Source organism: Meiothermus hypogaeus (assembly GCF_003574035.1).
In the GTDB taxonomy this organism is placed as follows: Bacteria; Deinococcota; Deinococci; order Deinococcales; family Thermaceae; genus Meiothermus; species Meiothermus hypogaeus.
In genome coordinates this window covers 29,753-56,510 of record NZ_QWKY01000003.1, presented here as the reverse complement: position 1 = coordinate 56,510, position 26,758 = coordinate 29,753, and the positions used below count along the sequence as shown (strand labels likewise).

Below are 26,758 nucleotides of genomic sequence, written 5' to 3'. Positions count from 1 at the left end.
TTGCCAAAAATATACAACAAGTAGTAGTATCTAGCGCGGAACCCCCCATATCTTGTGCCACTGCGGTGGCCGGGGATATCTCGCTCAAATTGGAGGACACCATGAATAGCTTCACGCCCGCACTTTTTGACGATCACGCCCAAGCCATCGCCAAGCGCCAGTACATGCAACCTGGCGATGGAGACGTATTTGGAATGTTTCGCCGGGTGGCTACCTGGGTGGCCTCACCCGAAAAGTCCGATCAGGACAAAGCGTACTGGGGCGAACAGTTCTATCAGCTGATGGCCTCCAAACGCTTCTGCCCGGGCGGGCGGGTGCTGGCCGGAGCGGGTACCCAGCACGGCAACGTACTCAACTGCTTTGTGCAGGGCGCTACCGATCACGACCCCAGCAGCTTTGATGGGGTGCTGGAAGTAGCGACCAAGCTGGCATTGGTAACCAAGGTGGGTGGGGGCAACGGGGTCAACCTCGATCCCTATGTCTCGCGCAAGAATGCTGGCCCACGCGGAACGATTCGCGGTTTTGCCTATATTTCTGCAGAGCATGCCGATGTCGAAGACTTCATCAAGGGCATGATGCGCCCCCCCATCAACCCCGATGGCGACAAAGAAAACATCACCGTGCGCAACTGGACGCGGGTGGTTTACGGCCTCCTGAAGCCCGAATTGGCCGCGCTGGCCCGGCGCAACGGGGTCATGACCGTGCGGGAGAAACCCGGCGACGCACTGATGGTGCCCGACGATATGCGCGGCATCATCGAGGCTGCCAAGGCCGCCCTGAGCCTGGCTGTGAAAGGTCAGGAACCCCATGTAGACTTCAGCAGTCTGCGCCCCGAAGGTGCGCCCATCAAAGGAAGCGGGGGTACCAGCAGCGGGCCGGTGAGCTTTTTAGTGGAAATTTTCGATAACTTCTTAGAATGGGCCAATCTGGGGGCCGAGAAAGCGGGCCCGGTCGCTACCTTGCGCTACGTGTACGCGCCGGTGCTGCGGGTAGTACGCCAGGGCGGCACCCGCCGGGGCGCTGGCATGGCCACCATCGCCATTGACCACCCCGACCTGCTGGACTTCCTGACCGCCAAAGACCTCGACCGCGAGGCCAGCGAGGGCGATATCTCCACCTTCAATATCTCGATCCTGGTCACCGAAGCCTTCTGGCAGGCATTGCAGGCCGATGGCCTGTGGGCGGTTGAACCCTCCGAGGTGCCGGGCAAATACTATCCACACCCGGTGCAAGGCTTCTATAACGGGGTGTTGCCCGATCTGCCCGAGCGCGCCCAGGACGGCGCCCGCCCCATTCCGGTCTACGACGGCAAAGTGCCGGCCAAGTGGCTCTGGCACGAAATTGCCTGGCACGCCTGGGCTACCGGCGAACCCGGCCTGATCTTCGTGGATCGCATCAACCAGCTTTCGGCCCTCAAGAATCTGGGGCCCCGCTATCAGATTCGCTCCACAAATCCATGTGGGGAAATCCCCCTCACGGTGGGCGAGCCCTGTGACCTGGGTGCCATTAACCTTGCGGCTTATGTAGAGAACGGCGAATTCAATTTCGCTGAGTTCCGTAAAGACGTTCACACCGCCATCCGCTTCCTGGACAACGTGCTGGACGTAAACGTGTTTGCCCTGGAGGACAACCGTATCGCCAGCCAGACCTTGCGCCGGCTGGGCCTAGGGGTAATGGGCCTGGCCGACATGCTCATCAAGATGGGGCTGCCCTACTCCTCAGAAGCGGGCCGCCGGGTGGTAGCTCAAGTGATGAACGTCATGCGCGAGGAAGCCATTGCCGAGTCGGAGCAACTGGGGCGGGAGCGGGGCGTGTTTCCGGTCTATGAGCAAAACCGCGCGGCCTTCGAGGCGCTGGGTATCCGCCCCCGCCGCAACGTGGCGGTGCTGACGGTGGCCCCTACCGGTACCACCAGCATGTTGATGGGGGTTTCCAGCGGCATCGAGCCGATGTTCTCACCCTTCATGTGGCGGCGCATCGGCGGGGAGTACAAGGCTTTGTTGCACCCCTTGTTTGTGGAGATGATGGAGCAGTTCCCCGCCGAGGGGCGCTTCGAGAAGAACGATGCCTGGGATTGGGATGCCATCATCGAGGCCATTCAGGCCCACCATGGCAGCGTGAAGGGCCTGGAAGGTATCCCCAGCGCTATTGGTAATGTGTTTGAAGGGGCCCACGACGTGCCGCCGCTGGATCATGTGCGGATGCAAGGGGTAGTACAGACCGCCTTCGACGCTGAGGGCTACGCGGCCAACTCGCTCTCCAAGACCATCAACCTGCCCAACCAGGCCACCGTGGAGGATGTGGAGGCAGCCTACACCGAGGCATACATGACCGGTTGCAAGGGCATCACGGTTTACCGCGATGGCAGCCGCGAATACCAGGTGCTCTCGGTGAGCAAGGAAGATAAGAAAGCAGAGCAGGACAAGGAGACGGTAGCGGTGCAGCCCGCGTTGCTGGAGGTGCCGGCTAGCAGCGACTTGGGTCGCCACGAAGCAGAGCGGACAACCCGCCCCATCTTCGAGCGTACCGGTCGCCTGGTGGGCTACACCGACATGGTCAAACTCACCGCTGCCGACGGCACCCGGCGGGGTTTTCTGGTGACCGTCAACATGCAAGGGGAGCACCCGGTGGAGGTTATCCTGACTTCGGGTAAGGCGGGCGACGAGGCCAACGCCGACAGCGAAGCCCTGGGGCGTATTATCTCCAAGGCCCTGCAATACGGAGTGCCGGTTGCCGAGTTGGTCAAGACTTTGCGCGGCATCAACGGTGGCCTGTACGGCAGCTACCAGGGCCGTTTTGTCACCAGCAAGGCCGACTTGATTGCCGTAGCGCTAGAAACCACCAGCAAAATCCAGATTGCCGAAGGTGAGCGCAAAGCCGCTCAGATGCCCCTGGACGACAATATGGTGCCCCAGGCCATGCAGCGGGCCATGACCGCGCCCATCCAGAACACACAGCCCCTCCAGGGTAAGACCGGCTTGGGCAAATGCCCCGAGTGTGGCGATGAGAACCTGGTGCGTGAGGAAGGGTGTACCAAGTGCTATAGCTGTGGTTACAGCAAGTGTGGATAGAGTTATTCCTGGATGAATGTAAACAGGGCAGCGGTTTTATAAGGGTAAAGCTGTGCCAGTGTTTTGAACTGTGCAACCCAGACTGGATCAGGTATTGGTGTGGCTCGAGCAAGGCCGGGCGGTGGTGCAGGTGGAGTATTTTGACGCGTTGGGAAAGTTGCGGCGCGAGGTTTTTTACCGGCCCACACGCGACTTGGGAAAGGCCTTGGAAGAGGTAGCACATGCGTTGGGTGAGCGGGGCCTACAAGGGCGGCCCCGGGTGCGGCTCAAACAGGGGAATGCTTTGGCGACCGACTTAAAGCTGCAAGAGCGGTTCTGGAAAGCTTCGAAGCCTTGATTGGGACTGCTAGAAATCTTTATGCCAGATTGGGTTGATTTGTTGCCGAACGGTAGCGAATCAACCCGATCGAAGTTATCCGCGTAGTGGAGGGCGATACCGCCCCTTGGAATGGGAGACGCTTTCTTCGCCAACTGATAGGGAGGGGTGTGCTCCAGGATTCAAATAGACACTTTACAAAACCGAACACCCCAGAGATTGTCTTTTTGAATCCGGTATAGAGCGCTCTTCACAAAGATCGAGCCCCCCAGGGTTAGAAGTTCTTTGTCTTAGACAGAACAGTTGCCGCCCGGAACATCGAAACTCAAGCACTCGTGGGCCGAGCCCGGCCCACGCTTGGGTGCGTAACATGCGTCTGGGCGCAGACGCATTCTTGTTTTCGCGGGCGGTAACGTCTGTGAAGGGCGCGATAAGGAGCTTGAATGGGAAAGCCCCCGTAGTGGGGGCCTGGGGGGTTGATTTGTTCGAGGTCGGGGAGCTACGCGCCGGCGCCGGGCTGCTGGCGGTTGTCGCCGGGTTGCACCACAGGGGGCATGGCAGGCTCGGGCAGCAGCAGATACTCCAGCACCTGACTCACGTCATCTACCAGCTTGATGTCCAGCCCTTCCAGCACTTCCTTGGGCAGATCCTCGAGCTGGGGTTCATTGTCCTTGGGTAGCACGATCTTGTGGATGCCGGCCTGGTGGGCTGCCAGCAGTTTTTCCTTCACCCCACCAATGGGCATTACCTTGCCGCGCAGGCTGACCTCGCCGGTCATGGCGATGTCCATGCGGGCCGGGCGACGGCTGAGGGCGCTGGCGATGGCGGTGGTCATGGTGATGCCGGCGCTGGGACCATCCTTGGGGGTAGCGCCATCGGGAACGTGAACGTGCAGATCTACCTTGTTGTGAAAGTCCTCGGGCAGGCCGTAAGTCTGGGTGTGCGCCCGAAGGTAGGTGAGGGCTGCCTGGGCCGACTCCTTCATGACCTCGCCCAGTTGGCCGGTCAGCGAGAGTTTGCCGGTGCCGGGAACCGCAGCCACCTCAATGGTGAGCAGGGTGCCGCCCACCGGCGTCCAGGCCAGGCCCTGGGCGGTGCCGACCTGGGGCTCGGTCTCGGCCTTGTCGAGGCGGAAACGGGGGATGCCCAGGTAAGTGGGCACGTCGGGCGCGTCCACCGTGCGCACGCCTTCCCAGTTGCCCTCGAGCCAGAACTTAGCTCCTTTGCGGGCAATCTTGCCCATCTCACGCTCGAGGCCCCGCACCCCTGCCTCGCGGGTGTATTCGTTAATCACCCGCATAATGGCGGCATCGGTCACTTCAATCTTGCCTTCCATACCGGCTTCCTTGACCTGTTTGGGCCAGAGGTATTGGCGGGCGATGGAGGCTTTCTCGAGGTTGGTGTAGCCCGGAATCTCGATAATCTCCATCCGATCCAGCAGGGGCCGAGGGATGGTTTGCAGGGTGTTGGCGGTGGTGATAAAGAAGACCTTGGAAAGATCGTAGGGCACGTCCAGGTAGTGGTCGGTAAAGGTGTTGTTCTGCTCGGGGTCGAGCACTTCCAGCATGGCGCTGGCCGGGTCGCCGCGCCAGTCGGAGCTCATCTTGTCAATTTCGTCCAGCAGAATCACCGGGTTGACCACCCCCACCTGCTTCATGGCGTGGATGAGTTTGCCCGGCATGGCCCCAATGTAGGTGCGGCGGTGCCCCCGGATTTCGGCTTCGTCGCGCACCCCACCCAGCGAGATGCGATGGAACTTGCGGTTCATGCTCCGGGCGATGCTGCGCCCCAGCGAGGTCTTGCCGACCCCCGGCGGCCCAACCAGTACCAGGATGGGGGCCTTGTTGCGCACGTCCAGGTGGGCTGTCATTTGCCGCACTGCCAGGTATTCCAGGATGCGCTCCTTGACATCCTTAAGGCCGAAGTGATCCTCGTCGAGAATCTGGCGGGTGTGGGCAATGTCCAGCACCTCGGGGTCGGCTTTGGTCCAGGGTACGTCGGTCAGCCAGTCCAGGTAGGTGCGGGCCACAGTGGCCTCGGGGCTGCCCTGCTGCATGCGCTCCAGTCGGTCAAGCTCTTTGAGGGCTTTGGTCTTGACCGCCTCGGGCATTCCTACTTCTTCAATTTTTTTACGCAGCGCGTCCAGGTCACTCAGCCCGTCTTCGCCACCACCCAGTTCTTTCTGGATGGCTTTCATCTGCTCGCGTAGGTAGTACTCGCGCTGGTTGGTGTCCATCTGCTCCTTGACCCGCTGAGCAACCTTCTTGTCAAGCTCAAAGCGCTCCAGATCCCGACTAAGGAATTCCAGCACTTTCTTGAGCCGGGCTTCTATGTCGGTTAGCTCGAGAATCTCCTGCTTCTCGGCCACCGTCCAGGTCGAGTGGTAGGTGATGGTATCGGCCAGCATGGCCGGGTCGGTGGTGCCCTTCACGGCCTCGAGTTGATAGCGATCGAGCCTTAGCGACTTGTGGTTGGTCACATATTTATCGAAAGCGTCCTTGAGTTCTTCTACCAACACACGGGTCACGGTCTCGTCGGCGGGGAAAACCTCGGAGTAAACTTCGCCCCGGGCCCGCAGGAACGGCCCCGCGATGTATTCTGTGACTTTGGCTCTGGCGCGGGCCTCGACCATGACCTGCAAAGTACCATCGGGCAGACGCATGGCTTGCTTCACCACGGCCTGCACCCCCCATTCATACAGGTCATCCTGGGTGGGATCGTCCACTTCCGGGTCACGCTGTGCGACCAGGAAGATGAGCCGGTCGGCACCCATTGCTTCTTCGACCGCACGCTTGCTTTTGGCACGGCCCACATCCACCGGGGTGGTGGTATGCGGCAAAATCACGGTATTTCGCAGTGGAATGACCGGCAGTTCTAAGCGCATAAGGTATCTATCTCCTGAGTTCCGCCTGGGGTTCGTCGCTCTCTCGGCGGGATGGGAGCGATATATATTCTTGATTTTATAAGGTGGTGGGACATGGATAGGGTCAAATCTTACACTTAGGCTACTTGAGTATACCTTGCTCAAGATTTTGTCTAACAGACTCTCGAAACTAAACCACGCTTGACCATCCCGACAGACCGTCATGGAGCCGGGATTCGCTGCACGTTGCTCACGTTCCCCAAAATGAGTTCAATTTTAAGATACTCGCCCGGCTCAGGAGCGGGGTTCAAAAACGTGTCCTGAAAGCGTAACCGACGGACAGTGTCGCCCGCTTGCAACACCACATCGTAGAAAACCGCTCCATGAATGCTGGCGATCTGAGCTTGCAAAACAGAGCCTTCCAAGGTCTCGTACACATAAAAATTCTACGGCATGATGAACTTTGATGCGGGGCCAAACAGTCAATCTGCTTTCGAGATGACATCTGCATGCGGGCTCAGATGGTGGGTACCAGTAGGGCAAAAATCACCAGCAACAGGGCCGCAATCGCGCCGGTGGCAATATCCATCAGCAAGTCGCTGGCGGCTTTTTTATTGGGCGTGGTTCGTTTTAGTGCCATAGAATATGTATATAACATAAGTTTAGTTAAGTCAAGACATAATCGGGTAGGTTTGTTTAACTATTTACACAATCTGTAAACATCGAGCAAGGCTTATTTTAGAAACACATTCGCGGTATTGCATTTAGCCGGGCCACGTACCAGGAGAGGTGTGCTTGACAACGTTCTAACCTGGCTCGTATATTCCTGTTAGAACAAATCAACTGGGTTAAATCGGCTCCCGTGAGGGCACGAACCGTCTTAGTGATCAATCACCGAGAGGGTTTTTGTTCTTTTGTGTGGAGAGAAGACACCAGTCCAAATAAAGGAGGAAGCGTGCAGATCATTAAGCCAGAGGAAGTGCTATCTGAATACTACCCGCCCCTGACCGACCACGAGGCGCTGGTCGAAGCCAACCGCTGCCTCTACTGCTACGACGCGCCCTGCACCCATGCCTGTCCCACCCACATTGACATTCCCAAGTTCATCAAAAAAATTGCGACCGGCAACGTGGTGGGTTCGGCCCGCACGATTCTGGAGTCCAACCTTATGGGGGCCACCTGCGCACGGGTCTGCCCCGTGCAGGAGTTGTGTGAGGGGGCCTGTGTGCTCGGGGCTGAGCACAAACCCATCGCCATTGGGCGCTTGCAGCGCTACGCAACCGATTACGTGTACGAGCGCGGGATTGACGTGTTCAAGCCAGGCCCCCCCACGGGCAAGAAGGTTGCGGTGATCGGGGCGGGGCCCGCGGGCCTGACCTGCGCCGGCGAGCTGGCCAAGCTAGGACACAGTGTCACGGTTTTCGAGAAGCGCGAACTTCCCAACGGGCTCTCAACCTACGGCATCATCGTACTGCGTGAGCCTGTAGAGGTGGCCCAGGCCGAGGCCGATATGGTGCGGCGGCTGGGCGTGGAGATCAAGACTCAGATGGAGCTGGGCCGAAACCTTTCCTGGGATGAGGTAAAGCAGGGCTTTGATGCGGTGTTCCTCAGCGTGGGCCTGGGGGCCGTGCCCAGGATGGGAATTCCCGGTGAGGAGTACATCCTGGACGGCCTGCAGTACATCGAGACCTCCAAGATGAATCCTGGAAGCCTCAAGGTAGGGCATCAGGTGGTGGTGATTGGGGCGGGTAATACCGCCGTGGACTGCGCTACCATTGCCAAGCGCCTGGGGGCCGAGCGGGTCACGATGGTCTACCGCCGTACCGAGCGCGAGATGACGGCCTATGATTTCGAGTACAGCTTTGTGAAAAACGAAGGGGTGGAGTTCCGCTTCCTGACCCAGCCCGTGGAGGTGCTGGTGGAAAACGGCCAGGTGGTGGGCCTGAAGTGCGTGCGGATGGCCCTGGGGGCCCCCGACGCCTCGGGTCGGCCCGCCCCCGAGCCCGTGCCTGGGTCGGAGTTCGTGTTGCCCTGCGATCAGGTGGTGAAGGCCATCGGGCAGGAGAAACCAGCGGTGGCTAGGCTGCTGGGCCTCGAGACCGACAAGGGCTTCATCAAGGTCAACCAGGATTACCAGACCAGCCTGCCCGGCGTTTACGCCGGTGGAGACTGCATCCGGGCCAAGGGCTCAGCCTCTACCGTGATGGCAGTGCAGGACGGCAAACTTGCGGCGTTTGCGATTCACCGCAACCTGATGGCTGGGATGGGCGCAGCAGCCGATGATTGATTTGGACGAAAAGGCCTTTTCGTAAGGTGAGTTTTCGCTTTCAACCCCAATGAAAGGAGCAGTTAATGGCCGACCTTAGCATCAACTTTGCCGGCATCAAGTCCCCCAACCCCTTCTGGCTGGCCTCAGCACCCCCCACCAACTCGGGTGCACAGATCCACCGGGCCTTTGAGCACGGCTGGGGCGGAGCGGTCTGGAAGACCATTGGGGCGCCGGTGTTGAATGTCTCGAACCGCTACGGAGCATGGCACTACGGGGGCCAGAAGATGCTGGCCATCAACAACGTGGAGCTGATTTCCGACCGGCCGCTCGAGGTCAACCTGAAGGAAATACGCGATGTCAAACGCCACTGGCCCGACCGGGCGGTAATTGTATCGGCCATGGTAGAGTCTACCCCCGAGGCCTGGCGGGACATTATCCTCAAGATTGAAGACACTGGAGCCGACGGCATCGAACTCAACTATGGCTGCCCCCACGGCATGAGCGAGCGGGGGATGGGCAGCGCGGTGGGCCAGGTGCCTGAATACTGTCAGCAAATCACCCGCTGGGTAATGGACGTGGCCAAAATCCCGGTTATTGTCAAGTTAACCCCCAACGTGGCCTCGGTGGTGCCACCGGCACGGGCTGCTTTGGCGGCGGGGGCCAACGGGCTTTCGCTCATCAATACCATCAACTCCATCGTGGGGGTGGATCTGGATAACTTCCAAATCACCCCCAATATTGGTGGCAAAGGTGGCCACGGCGGCTATGCTGGCCCGGCGGTCAAGCCCATTGCCCTGAACATGCTTTCCTCTTTGGGGGTAGACGAGGTGGTGCGAAAGACGGGTGTGCCCATCTCGGGCATGGGTGGCATCTCGACCTGGAGGGACGCCGCCGAGTTTTTGTTGCTGGGTGCGACCAGCCTGCAGGTTTGCACCGCCGTGATGCACTATGGCTTCCGCATCATCGAAGACCTTACGGACGGCCTGAATGCCTGGATGGACGCCAAGGGCTTCAAGACCATTAATGACGTGGTGGGCAAGAGCCTGCACCGCATCTCCGACTTCAACGACTTCGACCTCTCCTTCCGCGCCGTGGCCCGCATCAACCCCGATAAGTGCATCCAGTGCAACCTTTGCTATGTGGCCTGCAACGACACCGCCCATCAGTGCATTGATCTGGTAGACGCGAGTGGCCAGGTGGTGCCACCTTACCACTATGACGTGCGGAGCAACGGCAAGCACGAAGCGGTGAGTACCCGCCCCCAGCCGGTTGTACGCGAAGAAGACTGTGTGGGTTGCCGCCTGTGCCACAACGTCTGTCCGGTGGAGGGTTGTATCGAGATGGTAGAGGTGCCCTCGGGCCGTGCAAGCGTCACCTGGCGTGAACTCACCGAGAAGCGCCCCGAGGTGACCAACGACTGGGAAGCTATGCAGCGTTACCGGGAAGAGGTGGGGATTGAGATTCACTAAGATATGCCTACAGACGCGAGTCCCCTTCTACCTTTACAGCGCTTTCTATGCCTCGAAACAGGTGGATGGGTGACCCAGGAGCCTACGGTTCTGTGCCGTTTCCACTCTGGAGAACTTATTTGGCGTTGATGCCAGTGACCATCAACCTCGAGGCCTCGACTCAGTGGACCTGGCATCTTTTGACTGCTTAGTGGCTTTGGATAAGCACGTTGCTAAATGGCAAAAAAAATAGCATCTCGCAAGACAAGCTCGTTGTATGGGAAATCGCCGATCCATATAGAAGTGATCAGAGTGAATACCAGAGTTGTGTACGCCTATATAGAAAACGAACTACGAGGACTAGAGTACCGACTCACAAAAGGGGGTTGATATGGGACTGCTCATCAAAAACGGCGAAATCATCACCGCAGACAGCCGCTACAAAGCTGATATTTACGCTGAAGGCGAGACCATTACGCGTATTGGGAACAACTTGGACGCCCCGCCCGGTACGGAGGTGATTGACGCCAGGGGCAAGTATGTGTTTCCGGGCTTCATAGACCCGCACGTTCACATCTATCTGCCCTTCATGGCGACCTTCGCCAAGGACACCCACGAAACGGGCTCCAAGGCGGCTCTGATGGGGGGCACCACCACCTACATTGAGATGTGCTGCCCAAGCCGCAACGACGACGCTCTGGAAGGCTATAACCTGTGGAAGAGCAAAGCCGAGGGGAATAGCTACTGCGACTACACCTTCCATATGTCGGTCACCAAGTTTGACCCCAAGACTGAGGCTCAGCTCCGCGAGATCGTGGCCGACGGTATCAGCAGCTTCAAGATTTTCCTGAGCTACAAGAACTTCTTTGGGGTGGAAGACGGCGAGATGTACCAGACCATGCGACTTGCCAAAGAGCTAGGGGTGATCGTGACCGCCCACTGCGAGAATGCCGAGCTGGTGGGCCAGTTGCAACAAAAACTCCTGTCTGAAGGCAAGACCGGCCCCGAGTGGCACGAGCCCAGCCGCCCTGAGTCGGTCGAGGCCGAGGGGACGAACCGGTTTGCCACTTTCCTAGAAAACACCGGAGCCACTGGCTATGTGGTGCACCTCTCCTGTAAGCCTGCCCTCGATGCGGCTTTGGCCGCCAAGGCCCGCGGCGTACCCCTGTACATTGAGTCGGTCATCCCTCACTTTCTGCTGGACAAGACCTACGCCGAGCAGGGCGGGGTGGAGGCCATGAAGTACATAATGTCGCCCCCCCTGCGCGAAAAGCGCAACCAAAAAGCTCTGTGGGACGCGCTGGCTCAGGGTTTTATCGATACTGTAGGCACCGACCACTGCCCCTTCGACACTTCACAGAAGCTGCTCGGCAAGGATGCCTTTACTTCGATTCCCAATGGCATCCCGGCTATCGAAGACCGGGTGAACCTGCTCTACACCTATGGGGTGAGCCGGGGGCACCTCGATATCCACCGCTTTGTGGACGCGGCCAGCACCAGGGCGGCTAAGCTCTTTGGTTTGTTCCCGCGCAAGGGCACCATTGCAGTTGGGTCCGATGCCGATCTGGTTGTTTACGACCCCCAATACCGGGGCAAAATTTCGGTTGCCACCCAGAGCGTGAACAACGATTACAACGGCTTTGAAGGCTTCGAGATAGACGGCAAGCCCAGTGTGGTCACGGTGCGGGGCAAGGTCGCGGTGCGCGAGGGGCAGTTTGTAGGGGAGAAGGGGCGGGGCAAGCTCCTGCGGCGCGAGCCCATGTACTTTTGATGAAACCGAAGCAGGTGCTCAACTTCCTGGGGGGTATGTGTCTAGCGATTGGGGTGCTTCTGGCGCTGGGGGGTAGCTCCGCCTGGGCGCTGTTTGTGGTTGCTGGTGGTCTGTTAATTGTGATCGCACAGCGTAGCTCCAAGAAGTGGTGAGCAGATTGGATATTTATGCGTGGCGCGGTAAAATCCCCAGCTAAGAAGAGGTCTGGATGCTGATACCCCCCGATCAACTGCTGGTGTTTGCTCTGGCCAGCCTGGCGCTGCTTCTGATTCCTGGGCCTGCGGTGCTATATATCGTCACTCGTAGCGCATCGCAGGGCCGTGCGGCGGGAGTGGCTAGCGTGCTGGGCATCCAGTGCGGCGGTATGCTGCACGTGCTGATGGCCACGCTGGGCCTTTCGGCCATTTTGCTTTCTAGTGCCCTGGCCTTCAACCTGGTTAAGTATGCAGGTGCTGCCTATCTGGTGTATCTGGGCCTGCGTACCTGGCTCTCGAGGGAGCCTGTGGAGCTCGGCGCTCTGGACCGGCAGCCCCTGCAGCGCATTTTTGTGCAGGGCTTCGTGGTGAACGCTCTCAACCCCAAAACCGCCCTCTTCTTCTTTGCCTTTCTGCCGCAGTTTGTAGACCCTGCCAGGGGGGCGGCCTCGCTGCAGTTCTTGCTGTTGGGCCTGGTTTTTATTACCCTGGCCACCTTCAGCGATGGGGGCTATGCGCTATTGTCCAGCACGCTGGGAGGCTGGCTCCGGCGCAAAATCAAGGAGCCCCGCTTTGCCCTGGGGCAGCGGCTGGTAACCGGAGGTATCTATATTGGATTGGGCGTGACCGCCGCCCTGACCGGCCAGAGACACCAATAGGGAAGACCATGATGCAGTCCAACACCCCGAACACCCACCTACCCAGCTCCAGCCTGGAGGCCCGTCCCATCGTTTCGGTGCGACAGGTCTCGATGGTCTTTCAGACCGGCACGGTTGCCCTCAAAGACGCTAACCTCGAGATTGCCCAGGGTGAGTTCATCAGCCTGATTGGGCCCTCGGGCTGTGGCAAGACCACCCTGCTGCGCTTGCTGGCCGACCTCATCAAGCCCACCTCGGGAACCATCCTGATCAGTGGGAAAAACCCGGAGGAGGCTCGCAAGAGCCGGGCCTACGGCTATGTTTTTCAGGCACCCACCCTGATGGAGTGGCGCACGGTGCTTTCTAACGTCATGCTGCCCCTTGAGGTGATGAACTTTCCGGCTGGGGAGCGCAAAGCCAGAGCCGAGAAGATGCTGGCGCTGGTGGGGCTGGAAAAGTTTACCAGGCACTACCCCTGGCAACTCTCGGGGGGGATGCAGCAACGCGTCTCCATTGCCCGGGCTTTGGCCTTCGACCCACAACTCCTGTTCATGGACGAGCCCTTTGGGGCTCTGGACGAGATTACCCGCGAGAACCTGAACCTGGAGCTTTTGCGCTTGTGGCGCGAGACCGGCAAGACCATCATCTTTGTGACCCACTCTATCCCCGAGGCGGTCTTCCTCTCGACCCGTATTGTGGTGATGACCCCCCGTCCTGGCAAGATCGAGACGGTCATTCCGGTAAACCTGCCCCAACCCCGTACCTTTGAGACCCGCGAACTGCCCGAGTTCTTCCAGATTGCCACCGAGGTGCGCGAGGCCCTGCGCAAGGGGCACGGATACGAGGTGACCGAATGACCCGTATCTCACCCCAACTGGGGCCCATGCTGGTGGTGGCCCTCATTGTGCTGGCCCTGTACTGGCCGCTGATGTATCTGGCCAACATTCCGGCGGCCCAGCGGGCGCTGGACACGGGGGCGGCGCTCCCATGCAAAACGGCTTTTGAGTGCGCTACCCAGCTTAGAAGCCCGGTGCTGCCCTCGCCGCAGCAGCTCTGGAATGGTTTTCGCAACCTGATGTTTCCCCTCAACTCCCCCAATGCCATTCCCCTCAATGCTGCCGTGACGGCCCTCGAGACCGTTGTGGGCTTGTTACTGGCGGCCCTGGTGGGCTTCTTTTTCGCCATTGGGATTGTGGCCTCAAGGGCTTTTGAGCGTTCGCTGCTGCCCTGGATTGTGGCCTCCCAAACTATTCCGGTGATTGCCATTGCCCCCATGCTGGTGGTGCTTCTGGGACAGTATGGCGTGCAGGGCTGGATTCCAAAAGCCATCATCGCTGCTTACATAGCTTTTTTCCCCATCGCCATCGGGGTGGCCAAGGGCCTCAAGAGCCCCGACCCCCTCAGCCTCGACCTGATGAAAACCTACAACGCCAACAACTGGCAGACCTATCTGATGCTGCGCTTCCCGGCTTCGATTCCCTATCTTTTTACAGCCTTCAAGGTAGCCATGACGGCGGCTTTGATTGGGGCCATTGTGGCTGAAATTTCTACCATTAGTTTTCAGGGCATCGGGAAAATGCTGGCCGAAAACTCCCGCGCTTCGGATGTGGTGGCGATGTGGGTCATCATGCTTTCCTCGGCAGTGCTGGGTATTTTGCTGGTGGCCCTGGTGAACTGGACGGAACGACTGGTAACCCCCTGGCAACGAGCTAAAGTAGCGGCTACGCCTATGCCCAAGCAAGCAAGGGTATCCAAGCAAGAAGGAGGTTAGTTAATGGTGGTGCAGCCGAGTAAACCTGCCCTGTCCAGGGTGTTGCTTGACTGGATGCTGTTGGTGCTTGGATTTGGCCTGCTTCTTTGGTTCATTGCGATCTGGTGGAACCAGAGCGAGCCGGCTTCGGATGCTCAAAAACTCCTGATTTGGGGTGGATTCTTGCTGGCGGCGCTGGGCATTGCCAGGGTTGCGAACCAGTTTGTGAACACCACCAATCCCGTCATAGGCTTTACCCCGGCAGCCCTCACCTTGCTTGTGGTGGTGGTAACGGCGGAAGCCTTGCTTCGGGCCTACCAGGTTCCACCCGGGCTTATCCCGACCCCCAGCCGGGTGCTCTCTACTTTTTTTGCAGTGCGAGATGTGCTCCTGCAAGATGCCTTCCAGACTGTGGTGTTAGAGGCGCTCGTCGGGTATCTGATTGGTTGTGGCCTGGGTGTGATTACGGCTTTACTGGTGAGCCGATATGTGTTTCTGGAACGTGGCCTGTTACCCTACGCCACAGTTTTTAGCAGTATTCCCATTGTGGCGCTGGCCCCGGTACTGGTCAAAATGGTGGGCATCGACTGGCAATCCAAAGCGGTGATTGTGGCCATTACGGTGTTTTTTCCGGTGGTGGTAAATACCTTCCGCGGACTTACCGAGGTCAGCCCCCTGTCGCTAGATTTGATGCGTTCGTATGCGGCCAGCGAGGTGCAGCAGTATCGCTGGCTACGGCTGCCCAATGCGCTGCCCTTTATCTTCAATGCCCTCAAGCTGGGGACGACCCTGGCCATGATTGGGGCCATTGTGGGTGAGTTTTTTGGGGCCAACGGACAGGGCCTGGGTTTTCGGATCCAGATCGAGGCGGGCCGGTTTGGCTTTGATATCGTTTGGTCGGCAATCATCGTAGCTTCGCTGATCGGCATCGCCTGGTACAACCTGGTGGCGTGGCTCGAGCGGAGGTTAACCGGGTGGCACGTGTCGTTTCGCTAACGAGGACTGTGCCAGGCTCGCACCTTCGGTCTCGAGCGGAGGTTAACCGGGTGGCACGTGTCGTTCTGGAGCTGATCGCCAAAAGCCTAAAACCACTGGCAAAGAGCTTGCCGCTATTGGCTATCAGCAATCAGGGGGAGGTGAGCAGAAAAAGCTTGACAAGAGGGTCGTGGGTTGCAGTAGGCTACCGTTTGAAGTCGCTCTGGCACAAAAGGAGGCAAGGATGAAGAAATGGTCGGTCTTGTGGGTACTGGCAGTCTTCGTGTTGGCATCGCTGGCGAGCGCACAACAGAATCTGATCAAGGTTAATTTGCAGCTCAAGTGGTTTCCTCAGGCCCAGTTTGCCGGTTTCTTTGTAGCCAAGGAACGGGGCTTTTTCCGGGCCCAGGGATTGGACGTGACCCTGTTGCCTGCAGGGGACCAATCCCCCATCCAGGTGGTGCAATCCGGGGCTGCCGACTTTGGCACAACCTGGATTGCCGACCTGCTGACTGCCCGTGAGCGGGGCATCCCGGTGGTGCACCTGGCCCAGATTTTCCAGCGTTCCGGCTTTACCCTGGTAGCGCTAAAATCCAGCAACATCAAGAACCTCTGCACCGACATGAAGGGCAAGAGCGTGGGGGTCTGGCCCTCCGGAAACGAGTATCCGGCGGTGGCGCTTTTCCGTAAATGCGGACTGACCAGCTCCCTCGACCCCCGTGCTACCAATCCCGATGTGACGGCGGTGAGCTATCCATTTGATCCCTCGCTGGTATTCCCGGACAAGGTGCAACTGGTTGCTGCCATGACCTACAACGAGGTCAACCAGATTGCCGGTCTGGGCTACGACGAAACCAAGGTGGATGTGTTCAAGCTGGCAGATGAGGGGATTAACCTGCTGGAAGACCTGATTTTTACCACCGAACGGGTACTCAACGAGCGTAACTTCAAGGGCTCGGGGCTTACGGGTCGCCAGGTGGCCGCTCGCCTGATCCGTGCTTCTATCCAGGGCTGGAACTGGGCCGTGGCCAACCAGGCCGAGACGGTGGAGAAGTACGTGCTGCCGGTATGCGGCAACACCTGCAAGGGCTCGGGCACCCGCGCCGATGCCAAAGGCCACCAGACCTGGCAGATGGCCGAGATCGCCAAGCTCTACAATGCAGGTGCCACCACCAAGGGTTGGGCTGGTTTCCTGGTGCCCGCTGACTACCAGGCCTCGGTGCGTTTGCTCCGCGAGCAGGGCATTCTGACCAAAGACCCGCCCGCCACCACGGTGGACTATGGTCCCTGGGAAGCCGCCACTGGTAAACGGGCTCGAGACTGGAAATAATCTGTACTGTAGTGTACAGACCGTTGTGCTCAGGGGGCGGCCCAGGGGTCGCCCCCTTCTTCGGCCAGGGCTTCCGATATGTGAGCCATACCCCCTGGCTTCTGTCTTGGACACGAATATAAGCAAACCTTTCTGCCAGACCTTTTGGGAGCTTGCAAAGCGCCCTGAGCAATAGGCCTATTCTCCAAAATTTTGCCAACGGAGGTTACCATGCTAAACCCCAAGCGAACCGTAGCCGAACTCAAGGAACTGCGCGACCTCACCGCCGACGAAAACGGCGCCTGGCGGGTGGCCTGGACCGACACCTGGCTGGAGGCGCGCAAATGGTTCAACAACAAGCTGGCCGATCTGCCTGTCGAACAGCACTACGACGCAGCAGGCAACAACTGGATTACACTCCAGGGCCAGAGCGAAAAGGCACTTTTGATTGGGGGCCACCTGGACTCGGTGCCGGGTGGGGGCTGGCTGGATGGGTGTTTGAACGTGCTGGCGGGCCTCGAGGTCTTGCGCCGGATTGCCAGAGAGTATGGCGGCAAACCCCCGGTCACGGTACGGTTGGTGGACTGGGCCGACGAAGAGGGGGCCCGCTTTGGGCGCAGCCTGCTGGGTTCCTCGGCCTTCGCGGGAAACCACACCATCGAGGCCGACCGGGGTCGCACCGACAAAGATGGCATCCGACTGGAAGATGCCCTCAGGCGCTGCGGGGTCGAGATTGACCGTTTTCCCGAGGCCCAGCAAGAGCAAAAGAACGCAGCGGCTTACCTCGAGCTCCACATCGAGCAAGGCCCTGTGCTCCTGGATAAGGGCTTGCCGCTGGGTGTGGTGCTGGGCACCAAGGGGGTGGAGCGGCACGCCATTACCTTTTACGGTCAGGAGGCCCATTCTGGCTCTACCCCGATGAACCGTCGCAAGGATGCCCTGGCGGCAGCCGCCAAGCTGGCCCTGGAAATCCGCCCCATCGCCATGAAGCATCCCGACGCGGTTTGCACCATGGGCAGCGTCAAGACCTATCCGGGTATCGTGACGGCGGTGGTTGGGCGCTGTGAATGCACCCTCGACCAGCGCGACCTCGACGCGGGCGTGCTGGCCCAGATGTACCGCGAGGCCCGCGAGGCCAGCGAGCGTTTTGCCCAAGAAGAAAACTGCACCGTGGAGTGGAGCCACATCTGGAGTATCGAGCCCATCCCCTTCCACCCGCAGCTCATCGAGTTTTGCGATGAGGCCATCCGCGAGGTGGCTGGCGTCTCACACCGTATGCCCTCAGGGCCGCTCCACGACGCTGCCGAGGTAGCCCGCGCAGGCATTCCCACGGTGATGATGTTCGTGCAGAGTCTTCATGGCATCAGCCACAACAAAATCGAGGACACCCGGGAGGAGCATATCGAGCAGTCTGTGCAGGCCCTCGACCGTCTGGCCGACAAGACCATGCGCTGGATACTGGAGCAGTGAGCCTGCCCACACTTCGTCAGATCCTGGAGCTGCCCGCCTTCGCTGGGGCTGAGCTGCTTTCGGGGCAGGAAAGGCTTGACGGCTACATCACCTGGGTACATGTGGCCGAGGTGCTCGATGTAGCCCGGTTGCTTTCGGGGGGTGAGCTTTTACTTTCGACAGGCCTCGAGCTGGCCCGCACCACGCCCGAGGCCCGCGTAGCTTACGTGCGCACCCTGGCCGAGGTAGGGGTGGGGGGGCTCTGCCTCGAGCTGGTGCAGTGGCTACAGGAGTTGCCCCCCGAGATGCTCCAGACCGCCCGCATGCTACAATTCCCCATCCTGGTTTTTCGCCACGAGGTGCGCTTTGCCGAGCTGACCCGCGCTGCTCACGAGCGAATTCTGCATCCAGGGGCCTTCGAGGAAGAGCCGCTGCTCAAATCTTTGCTGGAAGCTTTGATTGAAACTGGACGGGATAAACGCTTTGTGGAACGACACCTCGGGGCTCTTCTGCGCCTGCCCAGCCGCCCCAAAAGCACCCTTTTGGCGACCCTCGAGGCCCTACTGGCTTCACAGTTCAATATTGCTGAGACGGCCCGCAAGCTTGGGGTGCGGCGGCAGAGCATCTACTACCGGCTTGAACAACTCCGGGGCATGCTGGGCGATATCGAAAGCCCCGAAAGGCGCTTGGGCTTGTGGATTGCGCTAGAGCTGCTTAAGCGGTGAAGGGCGGTTAGCCCAGCCCTATGGTCTGCATGAGCAACCCAGCTAGCACCAGGGTCAGGAAATAAAACATCGACGAGCCGCTGAAAACCTCCACCGCGCTCCAGTGGTTGCGGCCCAGCACTTTTTCGCCAAAGTAGAGTGTGGGATAGGCATAAAGCAACACAAAAGAAGCCAGCTTGCTGCCGCCAGACTGCTGAAACTTGAGGTTGACGACTTCGTTAAGGAAAAAGCGGTCGTGGTCGCTCAACTCGTCGTAATTGCGGCCATCTAGCTCGGCCTCGAGCAAGCGGCGGTGCATCTGGTTCATGCTGCGGTGAGCCCAAAAAGCCGCTGCACTAAGGGCCAGGGTTATAAGTAGGGGAGCAAGAAAGGTGCTCATTGAGTGGAGTATAGGGTTTCTTTGCGCCCGGCCCAGTGATAATCAAACCAAGTTTTTGACCGCGGCGTAACAGACTTTGCATAAGCACTTCGCTCGTATAGCCCGATAATTCCAACATTATCTGGATAGTTGTCTTTGGGAGGCGTTCCTGAGCCCCCTCATCACAAGCCAGACGGTTGCGCGATTCCGGCCAAGCCGTACAGAGGATAAGTCAAGGGGTTGATATGCAACTGGCATAGAGCGTTCTAATACCGGATTCAAAAAGACAGTTCACAAAACCAAAAAAAATCATAGGTTGTCTTTTTGGGTCCTAGAGCACACCCCTTCCTGTCGGTCGGCGAAGAAAGCGCCTCCCTTCCAAGGGGCGGTATCGCCCTCCGCTACGCGGATAACTTCGGCCCTGTTGATTCATTACCATTCGGTAACGAATCAACCGAATCTGGTATAAATCGAGCCATCCGGGACCAAGAATACTTTGTCCTGGAAGAGCGCGATAAACACCTGATTCCGCCCATACAGGACGGTTGCCTGCAAGACACCTTGTGCACAGCAATATTTCCGAAATCGGCTCAATGGGCCGATGGTCTCAAGGCTTGTTGCCTATGTAGAAAGTGATTCAATAACGTTTATCCACCAGGGGCGGCCCTTCCAGGGCAGGGTCGGCCTGGATATCGTCCAGGCGGATACCGGTGGCCTGCTGCAGGGCGGGGCCCAGCTGAGGCGGGACAGCTTCAGCTTTGATGCGCAAGGTTAGTTTGTCGGTTCCGCCCTCCTTGGTTTCGACCACCAGTTGAGCACCGCCTCTGGGGTCGATGCCAAAAGCCATGAGCAAGGGGGCGAGTTCGGTGGGGTAGAGCTTGACCCCCTTGACTTTGACCATCAGGTCGGTGCGGCCAATCACCCCCCGGGGCAAGCACAGCCGGCCACCTTTTCGAGATACCACCGCCAGGTCGCCGGTACGGAAGCGGATCATGGGCATAAGGGTGCGCGAGAGCGAGGTGACCACCATTTCGCCCTTTTCGCCCTCCGGGGTAGGTTCCAGGGTTTCGGGGTCAAGAATTTCAATGATGGCCATCTCGGGTATTTCCCACAGACCGTCTTTGTCCAGGCTTTCCCCCGCCACCACCCCCAGCTCAGAGGTGCCGTAGGCATCTACAGCTACACCCCCAATGGCCTGCTCGAGCTTTTCGCGGTAACCCGGAACCGAGGTGAACGGCTCGCCGCCTGCCATCAGCAGTTCGAAGCGGCCTCCGGCCTGGGCAATCTTCATGGCAAAGCTGGGGTTGCAGACCAGGATCTCGAAGCCATACTGCTGTTGCAGCTGGACAATGCGCTCGGCCTCACCGGGGCCGTGGGGCAGAACCATTGCGCCAGCCCGTTGGAGGGCCTCGTGGAAAAGCCACCCGCCTGCAAAAATGTGGTAGCCAAAGGCCACCAGGGCTTTCTTACCGCTCACGCCTAAGCGGCGCATCTGAGAAGCCAGGGCTTCGGCCTGGTATTCCACATCTTCGGTGGATAGGTACTCAGGCATCCAGCCAATGGCCGGGCTGGGGGTCAGGTGCATCAGGGCCGCACCCTGGGGTGGTTTGGGGTGGGCCTGAATGTGGGCCAACCACTCCTGACGGGTGGTCAGGGGCAGGCTGGATATCGTTTCGGGGGTCAGACTCTGGATATCCACCCCAGCAAGCTTGTGAGCATAGACCGGATGCTTTTGTGCTGCAGCAATCACAGTGCGAAGGCGTTGGGCTCGATCCATAGTTGCTCCTTTTTTTAAAGTTACATCCGCGACGATTATACGGTCTGCTGATGGTCATGGGGTCCGCCAGGTTCAGGGAGCGCCGTGCCAGGCTGTCTGCTTGAAGGGCAGGCCTGGAAGAGTGAAGCGAACCATTTCCTTCAATCAAAAAGGTCGAAGAGCCTGGCCAGTTTGCTTTTCTTTTTGCCTCGCTTGTGGTATTCGTCGTCGTCGGTATCGTAGGGGTTGCGCGGCTGGCGGGTTGGCGGCGCGTAAGCCTCGGGCTGCGGCGGTGCGTACTGTCGGCGGTAGCTCTCGAGTTCGGCCTCGTACTCTTGCTCGTACTGCCGCACCTGGCCCAGCAGCTTTTCGAGCTCGCCTCCATCAAGCCAAACCCCACGGCACTTAGGGCAAACATCTATGTGCACGCCATTTCGCTGTATCTCGTTCATTCCGGTTTCGCAGTTAGGGCAAATCAGAAGGGGCATATGATCCTCCACCAATAGCGTGCCACATAGCCAGGCAACAAAACATGGCAAAGGTGCTATTCACAAACCGCCCTTACGCCTAGACTCGTCAGTACAAACACCCGCTTCCTGCGCACTTGTCGCGCTTTTGAGGTGCTGCCCATCCGGGCGGCTGCTGTTTTATCCAGGACCAAGGATTCTTGTACCAGAATTCTCAGCGAACCGTGACGAATCAACCCGACCGAAGAGGGGGGGTGTCCCAGGATTCAAAAGACAAACTCCGGGGTTTTTGGTTTTGTAAAGTGTCATTGCGGTATTAGCCCTGGATGGCTCGAGTTTAATGAAAAGCGCTTCAGCGGGTCTAGACTGCTTTATGGCTATTAGAGCCATCTTGCTCGAACTTTCTCTACAGTACATTCTCGGTAGGATCATCTACAGTGTTGGTAGGCATTCCAAAATAGGATTAACCTGTAGCGATATTTGCGTCGTGAAGGTAGAAGTGTAAGATGTTGGCGATAGGAAGTGCGGTGGGCTGTAAAGGTCTGGATAATCTCGTGAAGACCGGCACAAGCCAAACTGCCCAAGAGGAGGCGCATGTCACCCATAAGTGAATATCAGGCTTTACTGGTGTACCTGGCTGTTGCGGTTGGCATTGCCATTCTGGCAACTGTGGTAGGAGCCATTCTGGGCCCCAAAAAAGGAGGGCGTTTCAAGCTAATGCCCTATGAGTCGGGCAACGACCCGGCAGGGGAGGTCAAGCGCTTCCCGGTGCACTTTTACGCGGTGGCCATGTTGTTCATCATCTTTGACGTGGAGGTGGCCTTTTTGTGGCCCTATGCGGTGAGCGCAGGCACCGTAGGGGTGGTGGGCTTCTGGGGCCTGCTGGTTTTTACGGTGCTCTTGTTCGTGGGCTTTCTTTACGAGTGGTACAAGGGTGTGATGAAGTGGCACTAGCTACGCTTTCGCAAGTCTCAGGTCAAAAAAACTCCAGACCTGCGACCTGTGACCTGCGACGGAGGTCTTGAGAATGGCAACCCTAACGGATCTGTTTACCAAGGATGTGCAGGAGCTCGAGAACGAGGGCATCCTGTTTACCACCCTCGAGAAGCTTATCGCCTGGGGGCGCTCGAACAGCCTTTGGCCCGCAACCTTCGGGCTGGCTTGCTGCGCCATCGAAATGATGGCCTCGACCGATGCCCGCAACGACCTCTCGCGCTTTGGCTCGGAGGTGTTTCGGGCTTCCCCGCGCCAGGCTGATGTGATGATTGTGGCCGGGCGGCTCTCCAAGAAGATGGCCCCGGTGATGCGCCGGGTCTACGATCAGATGCCCGACCCCAAGTGGGTAATTTCGATGGGGGCCTGTGCCTCTTCGGGGGGCATGTTCAACAACTACGCCATTGTGCAAAACGTGGACAGCGTGGTGCCGGTTGATGTCTATGTGCCGGGTTGTCCACCCCGGCCCGAGGCCCTGATCTACGCGGTGATGCAGCTCCAGAAAAAAATTCAGGGAAAGGCCCGCGACGATGAAGGCCGCAAACTGCCCAAGATAGAGGCCTGGAAGCGCTAGGTCCCTCGAGGTGGATATGCATAAGCTAACACAGCTACTAGACCAGGCTCGAGCCAACGGCTGGGACATTGAGGAAGCCTACGGCAATACCTGGGTGGTGGTGCCCCGGGGTGAGTTCAAAGCGCTGCTGGCGGCTCTTAAGAACCAGGGCTGGAACTACCTGGCCGATGTGGTGGGGATTGATTACCTGACATACCCGAGCCCTAAGCCCGAGCGTTTTTGCGTGGTGTACGAACTGGTGTCGTTGCCCGGCTACCAAGGGGGCGACGGCAGCCGGGTGTTTATTCGGGTGTATGTGCCCGAGGCCAACCCCAGCTTGCCCAGCCTGACCGACCTGTGGATGGGCGCCGACTACCTCGAGCGCGAAGTGTACGACCTGCTGGGCATACGCTTTGAGGGCCACCCGGATTTGCGCAAGATTCTGACCCCCGAAGACTTAGAAGGCCACCCCCTGCGCAAGGACTTCCCCCTGGGCGAGACCCCAACCTTGTTCAAGGAGGGACGTTTCATCGACCCCGACGCCTTTAGAGCCGGCTTGTCGGGCGACAAGGGTGGTATGACCGGCTGGCGTGGAGGCACCCGCAAGGGCGTCCAGGAGGTTGCGGCCGAGGTTCAAAAAGTGGTTAAAGGAGGCAACTGATGGTGCGCGACCCGCAAAAGCTGCACAGCCCCTCGGTTGAAGCCTACGATATTGCCGATGCACCTGAACTCAAGTCCGAGGTCATGACCCTGAACGTGGGGCCCCAGCACCCCTCTACCCACGGGGTGCTCAGGGTGGTGGTGGACCTTTCGGGGGAGCAGATTCTGCGCCTGACCCCACACATCGGCTATCTCCATACCGGCTTCGAAAAGAACATGGAGAACCGCACCTACACCCAGTGCATCACCTACACCCCGCGCATGGACTACCTGCACAGCTTTAGCCACGACCTGGCCTATGCCCTGAGCGTGGAAAAGCTGGTCGGAGCGGAGGTGCCTCCTCGAGCCCAGGCCATTCGCATTCTCCTCAACGAACTCTCTCGTATTGCCTCGCACCTGGTTTTCCTGGGTACCGGCCTGCTGGACTTTGGTGCACTGACGCCCTTCTTCTATGCATTCCGCGAGCGGGAGGCAGTGCTCGACCTTTTCGAGTGGGTTTCGGGCCAGCGCTTCCACCACAACTACATCCGCATAGGGGGCCTCAAGGAAGACCTGCCGCCGGAGTTTTTGGGGGAGGTCAAGAAGTTTATTGCCCAGATGCCAGCCCGTATCGACGAGTACGAAGCGCTGTTCAGGGAAAGCCCCATCTTCTACGAGCGGGCCCGGGGGGTCTCGGTTATTCCGACCGACGCGGCCATCAACCTTTCCCTTACCGGGGGAAGCCTAAGGGCTTCTGGGGTGAACTACGATGTGCGCAAAGCCTATCCCTACGCGGGCTACGAAACCTACAACTTTGACGTACCGGTACTGACCGGCGGCGATATTTTCGACCGCATGGTAATTCGCATCCTCGAGATGCGCGAGTCGGTCAAGATCATCCGGCAGGCTGTCGAGCGGCTCGAGGCCATGGGCCCCGGCCCCATCCGTGACCCCAACCCGCAAATTTCCTTGCCACCCCGCCATCTGCTGGAAACCTCGATGGAGGCTGTCATCTATCACTTCAAGCTGGTGACCGAGGGCTTCCACCCGGCTTTGGGTGAGGTCTATGTGCCGACCGAGAGTGCGAGGGGCGAGCTGGGCTATTACATCGTCTCAGACGGAGGTTCGATGCCTTACCGGGTCAAGGTGCGTTCGCCCAGCTTTGTCAACCTGCAAAGTCTGCCCTACGCCTGCAAGGGCGTGCAGATGGCCGATATGGTGGCGGTGATTGCTTCTTTGGATCCGGTGATGGGTGACGTAGATCGATGATTAAGGGAGGTCTGGTGATGAGGGTCTTGCCCCCCAAACCAGGCATCCGAATGTTTGCGGAGGCGTATGGGATTTTTCGACGATAAACAAGACTGGCTTCGGGGTGTGTTCGCGCAATACCCCGACACGCCCCAGGGACGACGGGCAGCGCTAATGCCCATGCTTCGGCGGGTTCAGCAGGATGAAGGCTGGATTTCGCCTGAACGCCAGGAGGAAATAGCCCAGATCCTGGGTACCACCGCGACCGAGGTAGCGGGTGTGATGAGTTTTTACAGCTACTACCAGGCCTTGCCTACCGGCAAGTACCACCTTCAGGTATGCGCTACCCTGAGCTGCGCTATTGGCGGGGCCGACGAACTCTGGGATGAGCTGGTGCAGGAGCTTGGTATCTTGCGGGGAGATGTAACCCCAGACGGCCTTTTTAGCATCCAGAAGGTGGAATGCCTGGGCTCCTGCCACACCGCACCGGTGGTGCAGGTCAACGACGAACCCTATGTCGAATGCGTGACCAAAGCCCGTCTGCATGCGCTTTTGCAGGGTTTGCGAGAAGGCAAGCGCCTGGAGGAAATCGTGCTGCCGGGTAAGGTGGGGCACGAGGTACATGTGCGCGGGGAGGAGGTGGGCGTATGAGCGGGCCCATCGTGAGTGGGAAAGATCCCCGCTTCGAAAAGACCTTGTATAAGCATGTGGGTCAGCCAAACGCCTGGACCCTGGGCTATTACCTGGACCATGGGGGTTACCAGGCCATCCGCAAGGCCATCCAGCAAGGCCAGGACTGGGTGATCGAGGAGGTCAAGAAGTCCGGGCTGCGCGGGCGCGGGGGCGCGGGTTTCCCCACCGGGCTCAAGTGGAGCTTCATGCCCAAAAACACCGGCAAGCAGCATTACATCGTCTGCAACGCTGATGAGTCGGAGCCGGGTTCCTTCAAAGACCGCTACCTGATGGAGGACGACCCCCACCAGCTCATCGAGGGCATGCTCATTGCGGGCGTGGGCATCCAGGCCAGCAAGGGCTACATCTACATCAGGGGTGAGTACCGCCGGGCCTATGACCGGCTGACGTCGGCCATTCAGGAAGCCTATGCAGCAGGCTATCTGGGCCAGAACATTATGGGCACCGGCTTCAGCTTTGACCTCTATGTGCACCGGGGGGCCGGGGCCTACATCTGCGGCGAGGAGACCGCCCTGATGAACTCCCTCGAGGGCCTGCGGGCCAACCCCCGCATGAAGCCCCCCTTCCCGGCCCAGGCGGGCCTGTGGGGAATGCCTACCACTATCAACAACGTTGAGTCGCTTTGCTCGGTGGTGCACATCACCCTGCGCGGGGCCGACTGGTTTGCCAGCATGGGCACAGAAAAATCCAAAGGCCATAAGCTCTTTCAGGTGAGCGGCCCCTTTAAGCGCCCCGGTGTGTACGAATTGCCCCTGGGCACCACCTTCCGCGAGCTGCTTTTCGACTGGGCTGGCGGCCCCACCGAGCCCATCCAGGCCATCATCCCGGGGGGTTCGTCCTGTCCGCCACTACCCTGGACCGACGAAATCCTGGATACCCCCATGGACTACGAGTCCATCAGTGCCAAGGGCTCGCTCCTGGGCACTGGGGGGGTGATCGGCATTCCGGCCAGCATGAGTATGGTGGACGCCATGTGGAACGTGACCCGTTTTTACGGGCACGAATCCTGCGGTAAGTGCACCCCCTGCCGCGAGGGGGTCTCGGGCTGGATGGTTGGCCTCTTCGAGAAGATTGGAACGGGACAGGGTCAGAAGGGCGATGTTGAGCTGCTGGAAAGCCTGCTCGATCAGATTGAGGGCCGCAGTTTCTGTGCGCTGGCCGATGCGGCTTGCTGGCCGGTGCGGGGCAGCCTCAAACACTTCCGCCACCAGTTTGTGGATGCGGTTGAAAACGGCAAGCCCGTCGAACGCTTTGGAAGCCGCTGGGGGTGATG

General features: G+C 59.1%; 25 protein-coding genes. 19 read left to right on the top strand and 6 right to left on the bottom strand.

Annotation, left to right across the window (positions count from 1 at the left end; genetic code table 11):
• Window positions 1–101: 101 nt before the first annotated feature.
• Both Mhypo_RS01360 and Mhypo_RS01355 read left to right on the top strand, forming a co-directional pair.
• Window positions 102–3,071, top strand: a complete 2,970-nt coding sequence (locus Mhypo_RS01360; protein ID WP_119339602.1) for an adenosylcobalamin-dependent ribonucleoside-diphosphate reductase — start codon at window positions 102–104, stop codon at window positions 3,069–3,071.
• Between the two features lie 70 nt (window positions 3,072–3,141).
• Window positions 3,142–3,408 (top strand): hypothetical protein, encoded by a 267-nt coding sequence (locus Mhypo_RS01355; protein ID WP_119339563.1) that lies wholly within the window; start codon window positions 3,142–3,144, stop codon window positions 3,406–3,408.
• Between the two features lie 478 nt (window positions 3,409–3,886).
• On the opposite strand, the gene lon is transcribed toward Mhypo_RS01355, so the two are convergent.
• From lon to Mhypo_RS18705, 3 genes are all read right to left on the bottom strand, one after another.
• The gene (lon, locus tag Mhypo_RS01350; RefSeq protein ID WP_119339562.1) at window positions 3,887–6,271 is read right to left on the bottom strand and encodes an endopeptidase La; all 2,385 of its coding nucleotides are present in this window, start codon (window positions 6,269–6,271) and stop codon (window positions 3,887–3,889) included.
• A 200-nt stretch (window positions 6,272–6,471) separates the two neighbouring features.
• Complete coding sequence (locus Mhypo_RS01345) at window positions 6,472–6,687, bottom strand: hypothetical protein (protein ID WP_119339561.1); 216 nt, start codon at window positions 6,685–6,687, stop codon at window positions 6,472–6,474.
• An 80-nt stretch (window positions 6,688–6,767) separates the two neighbouring features.
• Window positions 6,768–6,890, bottom strand: a complete 123-nt coding sequence (locus tag Mhypo_RS18705) for a hypothetical protein (RefSeq protein WP_276309733.1) — start codon at window positions 6,888–6,890, stop codon at window positions 6,768–6,770.
• A gap of 315 nt (window positions 6,891–7,205) precedes the next feature.
• On the opposite strand from Mhypo_RS18705, the gene Mhypo_RS01340 reads away from it, so the two are divergent.
• The 11 genes from Mhypo_RS01340 to Mhypo_RS01295 all read left to right on the top strand — a co-directional run bounded on the left by Mhypo_RS01340 (window position 7,206) and on the right by Mhypo_RS01295 (window position 18,778).
• Window positions 7,206–8,537: an NAD(P)-dependent oxidoreductase gene (locus tag Mhypo_RS01340; protein WP_240637066.1), complete on the top strand. Its 1,332-nt coding sequence runs from the start codon at window positions 7,206–7,208 to the stop codon at window positions 8,535–8,537.
• Window positions 8,538–8,602: 65 nt separating this feature from the next.
• On the top strand, window positions 8,603–9,988 hold the full coding sequence (gene preA, locus Mhypo_RS01335; RefSeq protein WP_119339560.1) for an NAD-dependent dihydropyrimidine dehydrogenase subunit PreA: 1,386 nt from the start codon (window positions 8,603–8,605) through the stop codon (window positions 9,986–9,988).
• A 370-nt stretch (window positions 9,989–10,358) separates the two neighbouring features.
• On the top strand, window positions 10,359–11,738 hold the full coding sequence (gene hydA, locus Mhypo_RS01330) for a dihydropyrimidinase (RefSeq protein ID WP_119339559.1): 1,380 nt from the start codon (window positions 10,359–10,361) through the stop codon (window positions 11,736–11,738).
• Window positions 11,738–11,890, top strand: a complete 153-nt coding sequence (locus Mhypo_RS18000) for a hypothetical protein (RefSeq protein WP_170148176.1) — start codon at window positions 11,738–11,740, stop codon at window positions 11,888–11,890. The genes hydA and Mhypo_RS18000 overlap by 1 nt, the downstream gene beginning before the upstream one ends.
• Before the next feature lie 56 nt (window positions 11,891–11,946).
• The gene (locus Mhypo_RS01325; protein ID WP_119339558.1) at window positions 11,947–12,591 is read left to right on the top strand and encodes a LysE family translocator; all 645 of its coding nucleotides are present in this window, start codon (window positions 11,947–11,949) and stop codon (window positions 12,589–12,591) included.
• Window positions 12,592–12,599: 8 nt separating this feature from the next.
• The gene (locus Mhypo_RS01320; protein ID WP_119339557.1) at window positions 12,600–13,427 is read left to right on the top strand and encodes an ABC transporter ATP-binding protein; all 828 of its coding nucleotides are present in this window, start codon (window positions 12,600–12,602) and stop codon (window positions 13,425–13,427) included.
• On the top strand, window positions 13,424–14,341 hold the full coding sequence (locus Mhypo_RS01315) for an ABC transporter permease (RefSeq protein ID WP_240637065.1): 918 nt from the start codon (window positions 13,424–13,426) through the stop codon (window positions 14,339–14,341). The genes Mhypo_RS01320 and Mhypo_RS01315 overlap by 4 nt, the downstream gene beginning before the upstream one ends.
• 3 nt (window positions 14,342–14,344) lie before the next feature.
• Window positions 14,345–15,316, top strand: a complete 972-nt coding sequence (locus Mhypo_RS01310) for an ABC transporter permease (RefSeq protein ID WP_119339556.1) — start codon at window positions 14,345–14,347, stop codon at window positions 15,314–15,316.
• A 223-nt stretch (window positions 15,317–15,539) separates the two neighbouring features.
• A complete protein-coding gene (locus tag Mhypo_RS01305) occupies window positions 15,540–16,625 on the top strand; it encodes an ABC transporter substrate-binding protein (protein WP_119339555.1) in 1,086 nt (361 codons plus the stop codon).
• 210 nt (window positions 16,626–16,835) lie between these two features.
• Window positions 16,836–18,074: a Zn-dependent hydrolase gene (locus tag Mhypo_RS01300; protein WP_119339554.1), complete on the top strand. Its 1,239-nt coding sequence runs from the start codon at window positions 16,836–16,838 to the stop codon at window positions 18,072–18,074.
• Window positions 18,071–18,778 carry a PucR family transcriptional regulator gene (locus Mhypo_RS01295; RefSeq protein WP_119339553.1) on the top strand — a complete coding sequence of 236 codons (708 nt, stop codon included), beginning with the start codon at window positions 18,071–18,073 and terminating at the stop codon, window positions 18,776–18,778. Before Mhypo_RS01300 ends, Mhypo_RS01295 begins: the two co-directional genes overlap by 4 nt.
• Window positions 18,779–18,785: 7 nt before the next feature.
• Here Mhypo_RS01295 and Mhypo_RS01290 read toward each other — a convergent pair whose 3' ends face one another.
• From Mhypo_RS01290 to Mhypo_RS01280, 3 genes are all read right to left on the bottom strand, one after another.
• The gene (locus Mhypo_RS01290; protein ID WP_119339552.1) at window positions 18,786–19,157 is read right to left on the bottom strand and encodes a hypothetical protein; all 372 of its coding nucleotides are present in this window, start codon (window positions 19,155–19,157) and stop codon (window positions 18,786–18,788) included.
• 616 nt (window positions 19,158–19,773) lie between these two features.
• Window positions 19,774–20,913, bottom strand: coding sequence for a phenylacetate--CoA ligase family protein (locus tag Mhypo_RS01285; RefSeq protein WP_119339551.1), 1,140 nt, complete (start codon window positions 20,911–20,913; stop codon window positions 19,774–19,776).
• 140 nt (window positions 20,914–21,053) lie between these two features.
• On the bottom strand, window positions 21,054–21,380 hold the full coding sequence (locus tag Mhypo_RS01280) for a TFIIB-type zinc ribbon-containing protein (protein ID WP_119339550.1): 327 nt from the start codon (window positions 21,378–21,380) through the stop codon (window positions 21,054–21,056).
• 573 nt (window positions 21,381–21,953) lie between these two features.
• On the opposite strand from Mhypo_RS01280, the gene Mhypo_RS01275 reads away from it, so the two are divergent.
• From Mhypo_RS01275 to nuoF, 6 genes are all read left to right on the top strand, one after another.
• Entirely contained in the window at window positions 21,954–22,313 is a 360-nt protein-coding gene (locus Mhypo_RS01275; RefSeq protein WP_119339549.1) for an NADH-quinone oxidoreductase subunit A, read from the top strand.
• Between the two features lie 73 nt (window positions 22,314–22,386).
• Window positions 22,387–22,926, top strand: a complete 540-nt coding sequence (locus tag Mhypo_RS01270) for a NuoB/complex I 20 kDa subunit family protein (protein WP_119339548.1) — start codon at window positions 22,387–22,389, stop codon at window positions 22,924–22,926.
• 16 nt (window positions 22,927–22,942) lie between these two features.
• On the top strand, window positions 22,943–23,566 hold the full coding sequence (locus Mhypo_RS01265; RefSeq protein ID WP_119339547.1) for an NADH-quinone oxidoreductase subunit C: 624 nt from the start codon (window positions 22,943–22,945) through the stop codon (window positions 23,564–23,566).
• Window positions 23,566–24,813: an NADH dehydrogenase (quinone) subunit D gene (gene nuoD / locus Mhypo_RS01260; RefSeq protein ID WP_371862129.1), complete on the top strand. Its 1,248-nt coding sequence runs from the start codon at window positions 23,566–23,568 to the stop codon at window positions 24,811–24,813. The genes Mhypo_RS01265 and nuoD overlap by 1 nt, the downstream gene beginning before the upstream one ends.
• 66 nt (window positions 24,814–24,879) lie before the next feature.
• A complete protein-coding gene (gene nuoE / locus Mhypo_RS01255; protein ID WP_119339546.1) occupies window positions 24,880–25,443 on the top strand; it encodes an NADH-quinone oxidoreductase subunit NuoE in 564 nt (187 codons plus the stop codon).
• Entirely contained in the window at window positions 25,440–26,756 is a 1,317-nt protein-coding gene (gene nuoF / locus Mhypo_RS01250) for an NADH-quinone oxidoreductase subunit NuoF (protein ID WP_119339545.1), read from the top strand. Before nuoE ends, nuoF begins: the two co-directional genes overlap by 4 nt.
• Window positions 26,757–26,758 lie beyond the last annotated feature (2 nt).